Origin of the sequence: Nocardioides bruguierae (assembly GCF_023554635.1) — a bacterium.
GTDB lineage: Bacteria > Actinomycetota > Actinomycetes > Propionibacteriales > Nocardioidaceae > Nocardioides > Nocardioides bruguierae.
In genome coordinates, this window is sequence record NZ_JAMJPH010000025.1 from 160,562 (window position 1) to 176,181 (window position 15,620).

Sequence of the window (15,620 nt, forward strand, 5' to 3'; positions counted from 1 at the left end):
CGTGCAGGACGTCGCTGCCCCACGCCTGACTCACTGGAGGTTTCGTGGACGGCTACAACGCCTTCATGCTGGTGGCCACTCTGTTGGTCCTCATGATGACCACGCCCGCGCTCGCCCTGTTCTACGGCGGCATGACGCGCTCGAAGTCCGTGCTCAACATGATGATGATGAGCTACATCTCGATGGCCATCGTGGGCATCATCTGGGTCCTCTGGGGCTACTCGATGGTGTTCTCCGGCGACGGTGTCTTCTTCGCCTCGCCGGCGACCAACTTCGGTCTGAAGGACGTCGGCTACGACGGCTACACCTTCATGATGTTCCAGCTCACCTTCGCGGTGATCACCACCGCGCTGATCAGCGGCGCCATCGCCGACCGTGTGAAGTTCGCCGCCTGGGTGGTCTTCGTCCCGCTGTGGGCGACGATCTCCTACTTCCCGCTGGCCCACATGGTCTTCGGCTGCACCGACAGCGCCCTCATCTGCACCACGATCGGCGCGCAGGACTACGCCGGCGGTACCGCCGTGCACATCAACGCCGGTGTCGCGGGCCTCGTGCTCGCCCTGGTCGTCGGCAAGCGCCTCGGCTTCGGCAAGGAGCCGATGCGCCCGCACAACCTGACCCTCACGATGATCGGTGCCGCCCTCCTGTGGGTCGGCTGGTACGGCTTCAACGTCGGCTCGCTGATCCTGCTCGACACCGAGGACGCGGAGTTCACCAGCTTCCAGTTCCTCGCCGAGACCGGCCTGACCTTCGCCAACACCACGCTCGCCACGATGGCCGCCATCATCGGCTGGCTGCTCGTCGAGAAGGTCCTGCACGGCAAGGCCACCACCCTGGGTGCGGCCTCCGGCATCGTCGCGGGCCTCGTCGCGATCACCCCGGCCGCCGGTGCGGTCAACATCTGGGGCGCGCTGATCATCGGTCTCATCTCGGGTGCGGTCTGCGCCTGGGCCGTGGGCCTGAAGTACAAGCTGGGCTACGACGACTCGCTCGACGTCGTCGGCGTCCACCTGGTCGGCGGCATCATCGGCACCGTCCTGATCGGCTTCTTCTCGGTCACCTCCGACTCCGCCACCACCGGCATCGCCGGCGGTGCCGTGGACGGCCTGTTCTACGGCGGCGGCATCGACTCGCTCGTCTCCCAGGTCCTGGGTGTCCTGGTCGCCATCGCCTGGTCCGGCATCGCCACCCTGGTGATCGCCCTGGTCATCAAGTTCACCATCGGCTGGCGGATCTCCGAGGACGCCGAGTCCGAGGGCATCGACCTCGACCAGCACGGCGAGTCGGCCTACGAGATCGCCGGCGGCTCCTCGCTCGGGAGCAAGGCGTGAAGCTGGTGACCGCGGTCATCAAGCCGCACAAGTGGGAGGACGTCCGGGAGGCGCTGGAGAACTTCGGCGTCACCGGGATGACCGTCTCCGAGGTGTCGGGCTACGGCCGGCAGAAGGGCCACACCGAGGTCTACCGCGGTGCTGAGTACGACGTGGCCCTGGTCCCGAAGATCCGCATCGAGATCGTCGTCGAGGACGGCGACGCGGAGGACGTGGCCAACCTCGTCGTGAAGACCGGTCAGACCGGTCGGATCGGCGACGGCAAGGTGTGGGTGAGCCCCGTCGAGTCGGTGGTGCGCGTGCGCACCGGCGACCGCGACGGCGCCGCCCTGTGAGCCTGACCGGCCACCGGGCGTTCCAGTGACGCGAGCTCGGGCCCGGTCCTCGGTCGAGGGCCGGGCCCGAGCCGTCTGACCCCGCCCCGCGCGGGAGGTGTCCGGGTCGGCACCGACTCGGGCATGATCGGTACACACGTCGCCAGGAGGAGCACTCCTCCTGGTCACCGACGCACAGTCGGACGAGAGGGGAAACCATGAAGCTCGTGACCGCGGTCATCAAGCCGCACAAGTGGGAGGACGTCCGCGTCGCCCTGGAGGGTGTCGGTGTCACCGGCATGACCGTCTCCGAGGTGTCCGGCTACGGCCGCCAGAAGGGTCACACCGAGGTCTACCGCGGTGCCGAGTACGACATCGCCCTCGTGCCCAAGATCCGCATCGAGATCGCTGTGAACGACGACGACGTGACCCCCGTGGTCGACGCCATCGTCAGCAGCGCCGCCTCCGGCCGCATCGGGGACGGCAAGGTCTGGGTGAGCCCGCTCGAGTCGGTGGTGCGCGTGCGTACCGGCGACAAGGACGACGCGGCGCTCTGACCTCACGCTGCATGCACCACACCGACGCCCGTGCCCGCGGGTCGGCCGGCTCACGCCGCCGGTCCGCGGGGCGGGCGTCGTGTGCTTCCACCAGGTCGACCCGGGTCCCGGGTGACCCGGCGACCGCACCCCGGGAAAGGGAACGATGACCGCCGAGGAGCGTCTCCAGCGCACCGCCGAGGCCGACCAGCTCGCCGAGAACGCCTACGAGAAGGCGGGCGGCACGACCCAGGGCATGGCCCTGATCGCGGTCGGCGGCTACGGCCGCCGCGAGCTCGCCCCGTACTCGGACCTGGACGTCGTCCTCGTCCACGACGAGTCGACCGACCCCGGCGAGGTCGCCTCGCAGGTCTGGTACCCGCTGTGGGACTCCGGCGTGAACCTCGACCACTCCGTGCGGCTCCTGCCCGAGATGCTCACGGCCGCGGCCGGCGACCTCAAGGTCGCCCTCGGCCTCCTCGACATCCGCCACCTGGCCGGCGACCCCAACCTGACCCTGCGGCTGCGCACGGCCGTGCTGGCGCAGTGGCGCCGGGACGCGCGCGAGCGCCTGCCCGACCTCCAGGCCATGGTGCGCAAGCGCCACGAGCTCTCCGGCGAGCTCGGGCACCGCTCGGTGCCCGACATCAAGGAGTCCGCAGGCGGCCTGCGCGACGCCACCATCCTCAAGGCCCTCACCGCGACGTGGCTGGTCGACGTGCCGCACGCCGACCTCGAGGCCAGCCGCCTGGCCCTGCTCGACGTCCGCGACCTCGTCCACGCCTCCGCCGGACGCGGGGTGGACCGGATCAGCCCCGAGATGTGGAGCGACCTGGCCACCGGGCTCGACCTCCCGGACGCGCGCTCCGCGCAGGTCCACGTCCGTGGCCTGGGCCGACGCATCGCCCACCTGTCCCGGCTGTCCTGGCGGCGCGTGGACGACGTCCTGCGTCGCCCGAGGGCCACCGCCCCGCGGCGCCCGCAGCTCGAGCGGGTCGCGCCCGGCGTCGCGCTCTCGGGCGCCGAGATCGTCCTGGACCGCGGCGCCGACCCGCGCAAGGACCCGCTGCTCCTCCTGCGCGCCGCGGCCGAGGCCGCCGAGCGCGACCTCCTCCTCGCCCCGCCCACGGCCGGACGGCTGGCCCGGGACGCGGCGGCGCTGCCGGACCCGTGGCCCGAGGAGGCGCGCCAGCTGCTGGTCCGCCTCCTGGCCGCCGGGCCCAGCCTGCTGCCCGTGTGGGAGACGCTGGAGGAGACCGGCGCCCTGGGCAAGATCCTGCCCGAGTGGGAGCGCATCCGGCTGCTGCCGCACGCCTCCGCCATCCACCGCTTCACCGTCGACCGGCACGTCGTCGAGACGTGCATCGAGGCCTCGGGCCTGATCCGGCACGTCGGCCGCCCCGACGTCCTCATGGTCGCGGCGCTGCTGCACGACATCGGCAAGGGCGGGCTCACCGAGCACAGCGTCGCCGGTGAGCCGGTCGCCCGCGAGGTCGCCCAGCGCATGGGCTTCTCGGCGAGCTGCGTGGAGCTGATCGCCCAGCTGGTGCGCTGGCACCTGTTGCTCTCGGAGACGGCGACCACCCGGGACCCCGACGACCCGGCCACCGTCGAGCTGGTCGCGCGGCACGTCGAGACTCCCGAGGCCCTCGAGCTGCTCACGGCCCTGACCGAGGCCGACGCGAAGGCCGCGTCGCCGCAGGCGTGGTCCTCGTGGCGCGCGCGGCTCGTGCTCGACCTGTCGGGGAAGGTGCGGCGGGCGCTGGAGGAGGGCCGGCTGCCGGAGTCCCCCGACACGCCCGAGGTGGACGTGCCCCGCGAGGTGCTGGAGGGCGGGTTCACGATCACGGTCGACACGGCCGCCGCGGGTGGCTGCCTCGTCGAGGTGCTGGCCCCGGACAGGGTGGGCCTGCTCGCCGACCTGGCCGGGCTGTTCGCGCTCAACCGCATCCCCGTCCGCTCGGCCCGCGTCTGGCACCAGGACGGCGTCGGGGTCTCGCGCTGGGAGGTCGGCCAGGAGACCGTCGACGTCGGGTTCCTGCGCTCCAAGCTCTCCGCCATCTTCGAGGGGCGGATGACGCCGGCCGACCGGCTGCGCATCCACGACCCCGTGAAGCTGGCGCCCACGGTGCAGGTCCGGGGCGACGCCTCGACCACGTCCACGGTGCTGGAGGTCCGTGCGGCCGACCAGCCGGGCGTGGTCTACCTGGTGTGCACCACGCTGGCCGCGATGGACATCGACGTGCGCAGCGCCCACGTCGACACCCTCGGCCCGCAGGCCGTCGACGTCTTCTACCTGCAGGAGGCCCACGCGGGCGTGCTCTCCGAGGTCAGGGCCGCCGACGCTGCTCACGCGGTGCGCGCGGCCCTCGCCGGAGGCGCGGGCACCGGTTCCGGCGCACGCGGTAGGTAGGCTGGGCCACCGAGCCCGGGCACCCGTGCGTGCCCGGTCGTTCGCCGCTCCACGCTCCACCCACCGACTCCACGAGGGACCCTGTGTTCGCCACCCTGTCCGACCGCCTCGCCGACACCTTCAAGAACCTCCGGGGGAAGGGCCGGCTCTCCGAGGCGGACATCGACGCCACCGCGCGCGAGATCCGCATCGCGCTGCTGGAGGCGGACGTCGCCCTGCCCGTGGTCAAGGAGTTCGTGGCCGCGGTCAAGGAGCGGGCGCGGGGCGAGGAGGTCAGCGGTGCGCTGAACCCCGCCCAGCAGGTCGTCAAGATCGTCCACGAGGAGCTCGTGGCGATCCTCGGCGGCGAGACCCGTCGCCTGCGCTACGCCAAGAACGGCCCGACCGTCATCATGCTGGCCGGCCTCCAGGGTGCCGGCAAGACCACGCTCGCGGCGAAGCTGGCGCTGTGGCTCAAGGAGCAGGGCAAGACCCCGCTGCTCGTGGCCGCCGACCTCCAGCGCCCCAACGCCGTCAACCAGCTCCAGGTCAACGGTGGCCGGGTCGGCGTGCCGGTCTTCGCCCCCGAGCCGGGCAACGGCGTCGGCGACCCGGTGTCGGTGGCCCGCGCCTCCATCGAGGAGGCCAAGCGGACGCTGCACGACGTGGTCATCGTCGACACGGCCGGCCGTCTGGGCATCGACGCCGAGCTGATGCAGCAGGCGGCCGACATCCGCACCGCCGTGAACCCCGACGAGGTCCTCTTCGTCGTCGACGCGATGATCGGCCAGGACGCGGTCACGACCGCCCAGGCGTTCCTCGAGGGCGTCGGCTACGACGCGGTGGTGCTCACCAAGCTCGACGGTGACGCCCGCGGTGGTGCGGCGCTCTCCATCGCCTCGCTCACCGGCAAGCCGGTCATGTTCGCCTCCAACGGCGAGAAGATGACCGACTTCGACCTCTTCCACCCCGACCGGATGGCCTCGCGCATCCTGGACATGGGTGACGTCCTCACGCTGATCGAGCAGGCCGAGAAGGCCTTCGACGCCGAGCAGGCCGCCAAGGCCGCGGCGAAGCTGACCGGTCAGGGCGGCGAGTTCACCCTGGACGACTTCCTCGAGCAGATGCAGCAGCTGCGCAAGCTCGGCTCGATGTCGAAGATCATGGGGATGCTGCCCGGGATGGGGCAGTTCCGCGAGCAGCTGGAGAACTTCGACGAGCGCGAGATCGACCGCGTGCAGGCGATCATCCAGTCGATGACGCCCGGCGAGCGCGCGAACCCGAAGATGATCGACGGCTCGCGCCGCAAGCGCATCGCGGCCGGGTGCGGTCGCACCGTCACCGACGTCAACCAGCTCGTGGACCGGTTCTTCGAGGCCCGCAAGATGATGATGTCGATGGCCAAGGGCGGCGGCATGCCGGGGATGCCGGGCATGCCCGGGATGCCGGGGATGCCCGGGCCCGGCAAGCGGGGCAAGGCCAAGCAGCAGCCCCGCAAGGGCAAGGGTGCCAAGCGCGGTTCCGGCAACCCGGCCAAGGCCGGCGCGAAGAAGCCGGGCAACCCCGCGAAGACGGGCAGCAACCCGTTCGGTGGCGACGCCCCCATCGACTACGAGCAGGCCGCGGCCGACCTGAACCTGCCCAAGGACTTCTCCAAGTTCCTGAAGTGAGCAGCCCGCCGAGCCTGCGAGGCGGGCGTCGCGAACGCAGGTCGAGCGAGCCCGCGGACGTGAGCCTGCGAGGGGCCGCGCGAGGCGAGTCGAGACCCGGTCGGCGAGAGGACACGACGTGGCCGCACTGACCGTCGTCATCGACGCCGCCAACGTCGTGGGTGCGAAGGCCGACGGCTGGTGGAAGGACCGCGCGGGCGCCGCGGTGCGCCTGCACGAGGCGCTGCTCGTGGCCGACGTGCCGGGCGAGGAGATCGTCCTCGTGCTGGAGGGCGGCGCCAAGGCCGGGGTCAAGCCCGGCAAGGACGCCCACGTGCGGGTCGTGCACGCCCCCAAGGACGGCGACTCCACGATCCTCGCGGAGGCCCGCAAGCGGGTCGAGAAGGGACGCCGGGTCCTGGCCGTGACCGCCGACCGCGCGCTCGGCGCCAACCTGCACGGCGTCGGCGCGGACGTGGTGGGCCCGACGTGGCTGCTGGACCGGCTGGGCTCCTGAGGACCCGCGGCCCCCTGCGCGCCGGTGTGACGCCCGCTACGGTCGGGCCATGAGCGCGCTGCGGTTCTCCGGACCTGTCCTGCCCGACGGCGAGCCCCGCGACGTCTTCGTCGTGGACGGTCGGGTGACGTTCGAGCCCCAGCCGGGCGCCGAGCACGTCGCCGACGGCTGGCTGCTGCCCGGCCTGGTGGACGCCCACAACCACCTCGGGCTGGAGGACGGGGGAGCGGTGGAGGACCCCGCGGAGGTCGAGGCGCAGGCCCTGGCCGACCGCGACACCGGCGTCCTGCTGCTGCGCGACTGCGGCTCGCCCGCCGACACCCGGTGGGTGCAGGAGCGCGAGGACCTGCCCGTGCTGCTGCGCGCCGGCCGGCACGTCGCGCGGACCCGTCGCTACATCCGCCACTACGCCCACGAGGTCGAGCCGGAGGACCTGGCGGCGACCGTGGCGCGCGAGGCCCGGTCCGGCGACGGCTGGGTGAAGCTGGTGGGGGACTGGATCTCGCGGGAGAGCGGCGACCTCGCCCCGTCCTTCGCCCCCGACACCTTCGCCGCGGCCATCGCCGCCGCGCACGCCGAGGGCGCGAAGGTCACCGCGCACTGCTTCGGGCGGGAGGTCCTCGAGGGCCTCCTGGACGCCGGCATCGACTGCCTCGAGCACGGCACGGGCCTCTCGGTCGACCAGCTCGACCGGATGGCCGCCGCCGGGGTGGCGCTGGTGCCGACCGTGCTCCAGACCGGCAAGTTCCCCGAGTTCGCCGCCCAGGGCCGCGGCCGGTTCCCCGCCTACTCCGCGACCATGGACGAGCTGTACGCCCAGCGTCGCGAGGTGCTCCTGGCCGCCCACGAGGCGGGCGTCGACCTGTTCGTGGGCTCGGACGGCGGCGGCACCGGCCGGCACGGGTACCTCGCGGAGGAGATCGAGGCGATGATCGCCATGGGCCTGCCCGCGGCCGAGGTGGTCGCCGCCGCGTCCTGGAAGGGGCGCGCCTGGCTGGGCTTCGCAGGCATCGAGGAGGGTGCGCAGGCCGACTTCGTGGTCCTGGACCGGGACCCCGTGGCCGACCCGTCCGTGCTGGCCGAGCCCGCCTGCGTGGTGCTGCGCGGGCAGGTCGTGGTCCGGCGTCCCTGAGCGCCGGCGGGCCCCGCCCGTGCGGGGCCGGGCGCGATTACCCACCGGGGGAGACTCGTGGCAACATAGTCGGCTGAGTCCTGCGTCGGGGGAACCCTCTCACTCCGCCGACGCAGAGCCCATCGAGGTCTCGCCTACGGTTCCCCACCTGGCGGCGGACCCTCACCCCACACGACCTGTTGAGGAGACACCACAACCGTGGCCGTCAAGATCCGTCTCAAGCGCCTGGGCAAGATCCGGGTGCCGCAGTACCGCATCGTCATCGTCGACTCGCGCAAGAAGCGCGACGGCAAGGTGATCGAGGAGATCGGCAAGTACCACCCCAAGGAGGACCCCTCGTTCATCGAGGTCACCTCCGACCGGGCCCAGTACTGGCTGGGTGTCGGCGCGCAGCCGACCGAGGCCGTCGAGGCCATCCTCAAGATCACCGGTGACTGGCAGAAGTTCAAGGGCCTCCCGGGCACCGAGGGCACCCTGAAGACCGCTGCTCCCAAGCCCGACAAGCTCGCCCTGTTCAACGAGGCGCTCAAGGAGGCCCACGGCTCCAACGCCGAGGCCGTGACCGCCAAGAAGAGCGAGCCCAAGGCCGAGAAGAAGGCCGAGGAGAAGGCCGAGGAGCCCGCCGCGACCGAGGGCGAGGCCTGAGCGTCGTGCTCGCCGAGGCGCTCGAGCACCTGGTGCGCGGCATCGTGGACAACCCCGACGAGGTCTCCGTGCGGGACAAGCAGCTCCGTCGCGGCTCGCTCCTCGAGGTCCGCGTGCACCCGGACGACCTGGGCAAGGTGATCGGCCGCCACGGCCGCACCGCCACGGCCTTCCGCACCGTGATGAGCGCCCTCGCCGGCAAGGACGGCGCTCGCGTCGACTTCGTCGACACCGACCGCCGCCGCTGACCTCGGTCAGCGCCGCCGGCACCGCAGGCACCGACCCGCACGACGCAGCCCTCCCGCTGCGTCGTGCGGGTCGTCTGCTTCCCGGGACGTCATACGTCTGAGGGAGACTGCGTCCGCTCCGCATGACGTCCGCACCACCTCCGGGCCCCATCCGGCTCGTCACAGATCGAAAGGCACCTGCGTGAGCGAGACCATCGAGGTCCTCGTCGGCCGCCTCGGCAAGCCCCACGGCATCCGCGGCGACGTCACCGTCGACGTCCGCACGGACTCGCCGGAGCTGCGCTTCGCCCCCGGGGCCGTCCTGCGCGCCGAGGCCCCGCGCGGCTCCGCGTTCACCGGCACTCGCCTCACGGTGGCCCGGGCCCGGATGCACACCGGCGTGCTGCTGGTGCGTTTCGAGGAGGTCGCCGACCGCACCGCCGCCGAGGCGGTGCGCGGGGTGCTGCTGCACGCCACGATCGCCGTCCACGACTCCCCGGAGGACCCCGAGGAGTTCTACGACCACCAGCTCGAGGGGCTCACGGTGCTCGACACCGACGGCACCGAGCACGGCACGGTCGTCCGCCTCGTCCACGGGGGAGCGCAGGACCTGCTCGCGGTCCGCACCGCCCACGGCGAGCGGCTGGTGCCCTTCGTGACCGCCCTGGTGCCCGAGGTCGACCTCGAGGCCGGCCGCGTGGTCGTCGCCGACCGTCCGGGGCTGCTCGTGCCGCTGCCGGACGAGGACTGAGACGAGCCGACCCGTGCGACTGGACTACGTCTCGATCTTCCCCGACTACCTCGCGCCGCTGCAGCTGTCGCTGCCCGGCAAGGCCGTGGCCAGCGGGCTGCTCGAGCTGCACGTGCACGACCTGCGCGACTTCACCCACGACCGGCACCGCACCGTCGACGACACCCCCTACGGCGGTGGCGCCGGCATGGTGATGAAGCCCGAGCCGCTCGGGGAGGCGCTCGACGCCCTCGAGGTCGACGGCGCGACCGTCGTCGTCCCCACGCCGTCGGGGCGCCCCCTGACCCAGGCGCTGGCCGCCGACCTGGCCACACGGGAGCGGCTCGTCTTCCTCTGCGGCCGTTACGAGGGCATCGACCAGCGGGTGCTCGACCATGCGGCGGAGCGTGCCGAGCTGGTCGAGGTCTCGCTCGGCGACTATGTACTCAACGGCGGTGAGGTCGCCGCGCTCGCGGTCACCGAGGCCGTCGTCCGGCTGCTGCCCGGGTTCATGGGCAACGCGGCCTCGCTGGTCGAGGAGTCGCACACCGACGGGCTGCTGGAGTACCCCGTCTACACCAAGCCTGCCGCCTGGCGCGGTCACGAGGTCCCGCCCGTGCTGATGGGCGGCAACCACGGCGCGATCGCCGCGTGGCGCGAGGAGCAGGCGCGCGAGCGGACGGCGGCCCGTCGGCCCGACCTGCTGCACGCCAGCGCCCTCGCGGGCGGCGAGGACGGTTGGGAGGTCGTGCCCGCGACCCCCGCCGACGCCCCGGAGCTGCTGACGCTCCAGCTGGCCTGCTGGGTCACCGAGGCGCTCGTCAACGACGACCTCACCATCCCGCCCCTGCACGAGGACATCGACGACGTGCTGGCCGGGATCGAGCAGTGGGACACCTACGTGGTGCGCGCCGCGGGCCGGCTCGTCGGCTCCGTCCGCGGGCGCCGGGTGCCGGACGAGCCCGCCACCTGGGAGATCGGCCGGCTGATGGCCGCCCCCGACCTGCGCGGACGCGGCCTCGGCCGGGCCCTGCTCGAGCACGCCCAGACGGTTGCCCCCGCCGAGGTCGAGCGGTTCACCCTCGTCACCGGCAAGCACTCGGAGGCGAACCTGCGCCGCTACAAGCGGGCCGGCTTCCGCGTCGTGGAGACCTACGACGGTCCCTCCGGGCCGGTGCTGCTGAGCAAGCCGCGACGCCGTCGCTGAGCGGCTCCCGCACTGGTCAGCGGATTTCACCGTCCCTGCCGCGCTGTGGCAGACTCAACCGTCGGCCTGGTCGGTCGAAGGGCAGCCCCGAGGAACGCACGGGGGGCTCGCGCAGGTTCCTGCCACAGGGGGCTCCGGCGCATCCCGACCATCGAGCACCGGGCCGCAGCACCCCGAACCGTACTGATTCCGCGGCTGACCTGTGGCACTCGCGAGGAGACACCATGAGCAACGCGATCACCGAGATCGGCGCCGCCGCCAAGCGCGACGACCTGCCGGCCTTCCGCGCCGGCGACACCGTCAAGGTCCACGTCAAGGTCGTCGAGGGCAACCGCTCCCGCGTCCAGGTCTTCCAGGGCGTCGTCATCCGCGTCCACGGCTCCGGCATCGGCCGCACCTTCACCGTCCGCAAGGTCTCCTTCGGCGTCGGTGTCGAGCGCACCTTCCCGCTGCACTCCCCGATCTTCGAGTCCATCGAGGTCGTGACCCGCGGTGACGTCCGTCGCGCCAAGCTGTACTACCTGCGCAACCTGCGCGGCAAGGCCGCCAAGATCAAGGAGCGCCGCGAGGCCTGAGCCCCGCGAGCCGCCCCCACGGGCGGGCGCCCGGCCGCCGTCACCGGCGGCGTGGGACCGTAGGACCCGTGAGCAGCGACCCGACCGACACCCCGGACCTGCAGGTCCGGGGTGTCGGCGTTCCGGAAGCCACGCGGCACCGCTCGCCGCTGCGCCGTCTGGGCTCGGCGACCCTGCTGCTGGTCGGTGCGGTGGCCGTCGCGCTGGTCGTGAAGTCGTTCGTCGCCCAGGCGTTCTTCGTGCCCAGCAGCTCGATGGAGCCGACCCTGGAGGTAGGGGACCGCCTGGTGGTCGAGCGCTGGGGCTCCTGGACGGGGGAGGAGATCACCCGGGGCGACGTCGTCGTCTTCTCCGACCCCGGCGGGTGGCTGGAGGGCGCCGACGAGCAGGACGCCGGCGTCCTGGTCGGCCTGCTGCGAGCCGTGGGCCTGGCCTCGGAGGACGACCACCTGGTCAAGCGGGTCGTCGGCGTCGCCGGCGATGTCGTCCACTGCTGCGACGACCGGGGTCGCCTCGAGGTCAACGGCGTGGCCGTGGACGAGACGCAGTACGCCCTCGTCGACGACGCCGAGTGCTACGGCCCGATGACCGGGACGTGCGACTGGACCGCCGGCCCGGTGCCGGACGGGATGCTCTTCGTGATGGGTGACCACCGCTCCGCCAGCGCCGACTCCTCGGTGCGCATGTGCAGCGACGCGGTCACCGACTGCGTCGAGGGGCACGAGTGGGTGCCCGTCGACGACGTCGTCGGCCGCGTCCTCGGCGTGGCCTGGCCGGCGTCCCGCTTCGGTGGCCTCGACGGCGCGGACGTGCTGGCCGCCGTCCCTGCCGCCCATGAGTCGGCCCAGGACTCGGCCGACGGGACGGCCGGCGCGGGGGAGGGGCGCTGAGCGTGTCCACCCTGCCCACCGGCACCACCGTGCGCCGCGACGCCGGGCTCTACGGCTACGAGCGCGCGCTGCGCCGCCGCGGCCTCGAGACCGTCGCCGGCGTGGACGAGGCGGGGCGCGGCGCCTGCGCGGGGCCGCTGGTCGCGGCCGCCTGCGTGCTGCGCCCGCACGGGGAGGTGCCGGGCCTGGCCGACTCCAAGCTGCTGACCGCACGGGCCCGCGAGCGCTGCTACGAGCAGGTGGTGCGTCGTGCCCTGTCGTGGTCCGTCGTGGTCGTCGGCCACGAGGAGTGCGACCGGCTCGGCATGCACGTGGCCAACATCGAGGCGCTGCGCCGCGCGGTGGCGCTGCTCGACGTCAGGCCCGCCTACGTCCTCACCGACGGGTTCCCCGTCGACGGGCTGGCCACCCCCACGCTCGCGGTGTGGAAGGGCGACCGGGTCGCAGGCTGCGTGGCCGCGGCCTCGGTGATCGCGAAGGTCACGCGTGACCGGATCATGGACGGTCTCGCGCTCGAGCACCCGCAGTACGGCTTCGAGGTGCACAAGGGCTACATCACCGCAGCCCACACCGCTGCCCTGACCGAGCACGGGCCGTCCTCGGTGCACCGGATGCGCTTCGTCAACGTGCGTCGTGCCGCGGGTCTGGAGCCCCTCGGCGACGAGGACGTGGAAGGCTGAGCACCGACGACACCGCCGCACACCGCCTGCCCGGAGCACCGGGGCACCGGGCGCGCGGCGACCGGACGCAGGCACTGACGACGAGGAGCGGACGTGAGCACGGAGGACCTGGAGCGGTACGAGGCGGAGATGGAGCTGACGCTCTACCGCGAGTACCGCGACGTCGTCGGGATCTTCAAGTACGTGGTGGAGACCGACCGCCGCTTCTACCTGTGCAACGCGGTGGACGTGAAGGCCCGCACCGAGGCCGGCGAGGTGTTCTTCGAGGTCTCCATGACCGACTGCTGGGTGTGGGACATGTACCGGCCCGCGCGGTTCGCCAAGGGCGTCAAGGTCCTGACCTTCAAGGACGTGAACGTCGAGGAGCTCAACCCATCGGACATGGATCTGCCGGAGAAGTAGTCCGTTCGGGTCATGTTCGGCCCACGGGCGTGACGCGCGTCCTAGTGTGAGGAGGACCCCGGGACCCCCACCCGGGAGCCGTCACGAGCACGGAGGACCCCCCATGCCCGGCAGACGTTCCCCCCGCGTCGCGCCCGCACCCCGAGGTGCCGAGCGCGCCCGGGGCCCACGCCGGGCCGGTGCGCGGCCGGACCGGGGCGCCGCCGCCGTCGAGATGGCGCTCGTGCTGCCGGTGCTGCTCCTCCTGCTGTTCGGGATCATCACCTACGGGATGATGCTGTCGTTCCGGCAGGGGCTCACGCAGGCGGCCGCCGAGGGGGCGCGGGCCGCGGCCGTCACCGTCGTGGCCTCGCAGCGCCAGACGGACGCCGAGGCCGCCGTCAGCTCCGCCCTGGAGCCCTACGACGTCAGCTGCGCCGGCGGGGTGCTCACCCGCGACGGCGAGGCGGTCGGCACCTGCACGGTCACGGAGGTCCCGTGCGGCACCGTCGTGTGCGCCGAGGTGGCGCTGGACTACCACTACCGCGAGCACCCCACCTTCCCGGTGCTCCCGCTCATGGACGCCCTCGTGCCCGACTCGCTCGCCTTCAGCACCCAGGTGCGGGTCTCGTGAGGCGTCACCAGCGTCCCCGGCGTTCCCGGCGCGACGAGCGGGGCGGCGTGCTGCCCATGGTCGCGGTGATGCTCACCGTGCTCGTGGCCAGCGCCGCCTTCACGGTCGACCTCGGGATGCAGCGGGTCGTCCGCTCGGACATGCAGACGGTCGCGGACGTGGTCGCCCTCGACCTCGCGCGGGACCTGCGCGGCCGGACCGCCGCGGAGATCCAGGCCGACCCGGACTGGTCGGCGGCCGTCGCCGACAGCCTCGGCCGCAACTCCGACGTCCTGGGCACGGCGCCGACGCTCGACGTGGAGCTGGTGATGGTCGACCAGGCGACCGGTGCGGTCAGCCCCGCGTCCGGCACCCAGGAGCCCGACGGGGTGCGGGTCACCGCGCACGGCTCGGTCTCCTACGCCTTCCGGCCCGGCGACGGAGCCGCGCAGCGCTCGGCCGTGGCCGCGGTGCAGCCGCAGGCCTGCTTCCGCCTCGGCTCCTACGCCCTGGGCCTCGACACGGCCGACTCCGTCCTCCTCGACGCCCTGCTCGGCCAGGCGCTCGGCGGCGGTGCCTCGGTCACCGGCATCTCCTACACGGGCCTGGCAGGCGTCGACGTCTCGCTCGCCGACCTCGCGGTCGCGCTGGACGCCGGCACCGCCGACGAGCTCGCCGACACCACCGTCGGCCTCGGCGAGCTGGCGCTGGCGGCGGCCGACGTGCTCCGAGCGGGGGCCGGCAACGCCGCCGCCGTGTCGATCCTGGAGGCGATCAACGCCGGCGTCTCCGGCCTCACCGTGCGCGTCGGCGACCTCGTCTCGCTGGCACCGGGGGCCGACTCGGCCCTCGAGACCAGCATCGACGCGCTCGACCTGGTCTCCTCCGCCATCCTCGTGGCCAACGGGACGAACGCGATCGCCGTGCCCTCGCTCGGCGTGAACGCCCTCGGCCTGGCCGGGGTGGACGGGACCCTCACCGTCGTCGAGGCCCCGCGACAGGGCTGCGGACCGGCCGGTCAGGCCACCGCGTCCACGGCCCAGGTCCGGCTCGACGTGACCGGCGGTCTCGGAGCCCCCGGCTCCGAGCTGACCCTCGGCGCCTCTACCCTCCAGGCGATCCTCGAGGCGGGCGGGGTCACCGCCGTCGTCGCCCCGCTCCTCGCGAGCGTAGGCACGGTCGACGCCGGGGTGGACGGCGACGTCGCGCTCGCCCTCGAGGTGGCCGGCTCGACCGGCACCCTCACCGACCTGCAGTGCGGCCGCGCCGGCGCTGCAGCCCTGGGCGACGCGATCACCGTCGACGTGGTGAACGGGCTCGCCACGATCGGGATCGACCTCGACGTCGCGGCGGACCTCTCCGCCGACCTGTCCTCGCTGGGCCCGCTGGACCGGCTGCTCGTGCAGCCGGTGCTCGACCTGCTCCCGCCGCTGGCCGAGGGCACCGTGCACGTGGAGCTGGCGGCGAACCCGACGAGCAGCACCGCCGTCGGGGCGTTCGACGCGCTGCCGGACTACGAGTCCCCGGTCGCCACCGGCGGGGACGTCTCGTCCTCGTTCCTGGTCACCTCCACCTCCGTCGACCTCGACGTCCTCGGCCTGCCGGCCGGCGCCGCGGCCGACCCGCTGGTGGCCGCGCTGCTGTCCGAGGTCGTGACGCCGGCGGTGGACACGCTGGTCAGCACCACCGTTGAACCGCTGCTCGACGCGCTCGGCGTGACGCTCAACGGCAGCGACGTGTGGGGAGTGCCGCGCCCGGACTGCGGCGCGACCGCGCTGCGCGGCTGAGACAGCCGGGGGAG

The 15,620-nt window shown here is 73.0% G+C and carries 17 protein-coding genes; all 17 read left to right on the forward strand.

Annotated elements, in window-relative coordinates; translation table 11 throughout:
* Positions 1–44: 44 nt before the first annotated feature.
* The 17 genes from M8316_RS14510 to M8316_RS14590 all read left to right on the forward strand — a co-directional run bounded on the left by M8316_RS14510 (position 45) and on the right by M8316_RS14590 (position 15,606).
* Entirely contained in the window at positions 45–1,331 is a 1,287-nt protein-coding gene (locus tag M8316_RS14510) for an ammonium transporter (RefSeq protein ID WP_250055668.1), read from the forward strand.
* The gene (locus tag M8316_RS14515) at positions 1,328–1,666 is read left to right on the forward strand and encodes a P-II family nitrogen regulator (protein WP_250055669.1); all 339 of its coding nucleotides are present in this window, start codon (positions 1,328–1,330) and stop codon (positions 1,664–1,666) included. The genes M8316_RS14510 and M8316_RS14515 overlap by 4 nt, the downstream gene beginning before the upstream one ends.
* A 197-nt stretch (positions 1,667–1,863) precedes the next feature.
* Positions 1,864–2,202: a P-II family nitrogen regulator gene (locus M8316_RS14520; RefSeq protein WP_250055670.1), complete on the forward strand. Its 339-nt coding sequence runs from the start codon at positions 1,864–1,866 to the stop codon at positions 2,200–2,202.
* A gap of 145 nt (positions 2,203–2,347) precedes the next feature.
* Complete coding sequence (locus tag M8316_RS14525; protein ID WP_250055671.1) at positions 2,348–4,594, forward strand: [protein-PII] uridylyltransferase; 2,247 nt, start codon at positions 2,348–2,350, stop codon at positions 4,592–4,594.
* Between the two features lie 83 nt (positions 4,595–4,677).
* Complete coding sequence (gene ffh / locus M8316_RS14530) at positions 4,678–6,243, forward strand: signal recognition particle protein (protein WP_250055672.1); 1,566 nt, start codon at positions 4,678–4,680, stop codon at positions 6,241–6,243.
* Between the two features lie 118 nt (positions 6,244–6,361).
* Entirely contained in the window at positions 6,362–6,739 is a 378-nt protein-coding gene (locus M8316_RS14535) for a hypothetical protein (RefSeq protein WP_250055673.1), read from the forward strand.
* A 49-nt stretch (positions 6,740–6,788) separates the two neighbouring features.
* Positions 6,789–7,871: an amidohydrolase family protein gene (locus tag M8316_RS14540; RefSeq protein WP_250055676.1), complete on the forward strand. Its 1,083-nt coding sequence runs from the start codon at positions 6,789–6,791 to the stop codon at positions 7,869–7,871.
* 198 nt (positions 7,872–8,069) lie between these two features.
* Positions 8,070–8,516, forward strand: a complete 447-nt coding sequence (gene rpsP, locus M8316_RS14545) for a 30S ribosomal protein S16 (protein WP_250055678.1) — start codon at positions 8,070–8,072, stop codon at positions 8,514–8,516.
* A gap of 5 nt (positions 8,517–8,521) precedes the next feature.
* Positions 8,522–8,764 carry an RNA-binding protein gene (locus tag M8316_RS14550; protein WP_250055680.1) on the forward strand — a complete coding sequence of 81 codons (243 nt, stop codon included), beginning with the start codon at positions 8,522–8,524 and terminating at the stop codon, positions 8,762–8,764.
* Between the two features lie 181 nt (positions 8,765–8,945).
* Positions 8,946–9,494, forward strand: a complete 549-nt coding sequence (gene rimM, locus M8316_RS14555) for a ribosome maturation factor RimM (RefSeq protein ID WP_250055681.1) — start codon at positions 8,946–8,948, stop codon at positions 9,492–9,494.
* A 13-nt stretch (positions 9,495–9,507) separates the two neighbouring features.
* On the forward strand, positions 9,508–10,680 hold the full coding sequence (trmD, locus tag M8316_RS14560) for a tRNA (guanosine(37)-N1)-methyltransferase TrmD (protein WP_250055683.1): 1,173 nt from the start codon (positions 9,508–9,510) through the stop codon (positions 10,678–10,680).
* A 224-nt stretch (positions 10,681–10,904) separates the two neighbouring features.
* On the forward strand, positions 10,905–11,255 hold the full coding sequence (gene rplS, locus M8316_RS14565) for a 50S ribosomal protein L19 (protein WP_250055685.1): 351 nt from the start codon (positions 10,905–10,907) through the stop codon (positions 11,253–11,255).
* A gap of 68 nt (positions 11,256–11,323) precedes the next feature.
* A complete protein-coding gene (gene lepB, locus M8316_RS14570) occupies positions 11,324–12,145 on the forward strand; it encodes a signal peptidase I (protein ID WP_250055687.1) in 822 nt (273 codons plus the stop codon).
* A gap of 2 nt (positions 12,146–12,147) precedes the next feature.
* Positions 12,148–12,825, forward strand: coding sequence for a ribonuclease HII (locus tag M8316_RS14575; RefSeq protein ID WP_250055689.1), 678 nt, complete (start codon positions 12,148–12,150; stop codon positions 12,823–12,825).
* A gap of 93 nt (positions 12,826–12,918) precedes the next feature.
* Positions 12,919–13,227 (forward strand): DUF2469 domain-containing protein, encoded by a 309-nt coding sequence (locus tag M8316_RS14580; protein ID WP_250055691.1) that lies wholly within the window; start codon positions 12,919–12,921, stop codon positions 13,225–13,227.
* Positions 13,228–13,330: 103 nt separating this feature from the next.
* Positions 13,331–13,840 carry a TadE/TadG family type IV pilus assembly protein gene (locus tag M8316_RS14585; protein WP_250055693.1) on the forward strand — a complete coding sequence of 170 codons (510 nt, stop codon included), beginning with the start codon at positions 13,331–13,333 and terminating at the stop codon, positions 13,838–13,840.
* Between the two features lie 56 nt (positions 13,841–13,896).
* Positions 13,897–15,606 (forward strand): Tad domain-containing protein, encoded by a 1,710-nt coding sequence (locus M8316_RS14590; RefSeq protein ID WP_504928297.1) that lies wholly within the window; start codon positions 13,897–13,899, stop codon positions 15,604–15,606.
* The last annotated feature ends 14 nt before the right edge of the window (positions 15,607–15,620 follow it).

Bases quoted from the DNA above. Each gene is read 5' to 3' on its own strand.
- M8316_RS14520 (WP_250055670.1), top strand. From the start codon at position 1,864: ATGAAGCTCGTGACCGCGGTCATCAAGCCGCACAAGTGGGAGGACGTC.
- M8316_RS14525 (WP_250055671.1), top strand. From the start codon at position 2,348: ATGACCGCCGAGGAGCGTCTCCAGCGCACCGCCGAGGCCGACCAGCTC.
- M8316_RS14540 (WP_250055676.1), top strand. From the start codon at position 6,789: ATGAGCGCGCTGCGGTTCTCCGGACCTGTCCTGCCCGACGGCGAGCCC.
- rplS (WP_250055685.1), top strand. From the start codon at position 10,905: ATGAGCAACGCGATCACCGAGATCGGCGCCGCCGCCAAGCGCGACGAC.
- M8316_RS14585 (WP_250055693.1), top strand. From the start codon at position 13,331: ATGCCCGGCAGACGTTCCCCCCGCGTCGCGCCCGCACCCCGAGGTGCC.
- M8316_RS14590 (WP_504928297.1), top strand. From the start codon at position 13,897: ATGGTCGCGGTGATGCTCACCGTGCTCGTGGCCAGCGCCGCCTTCACG.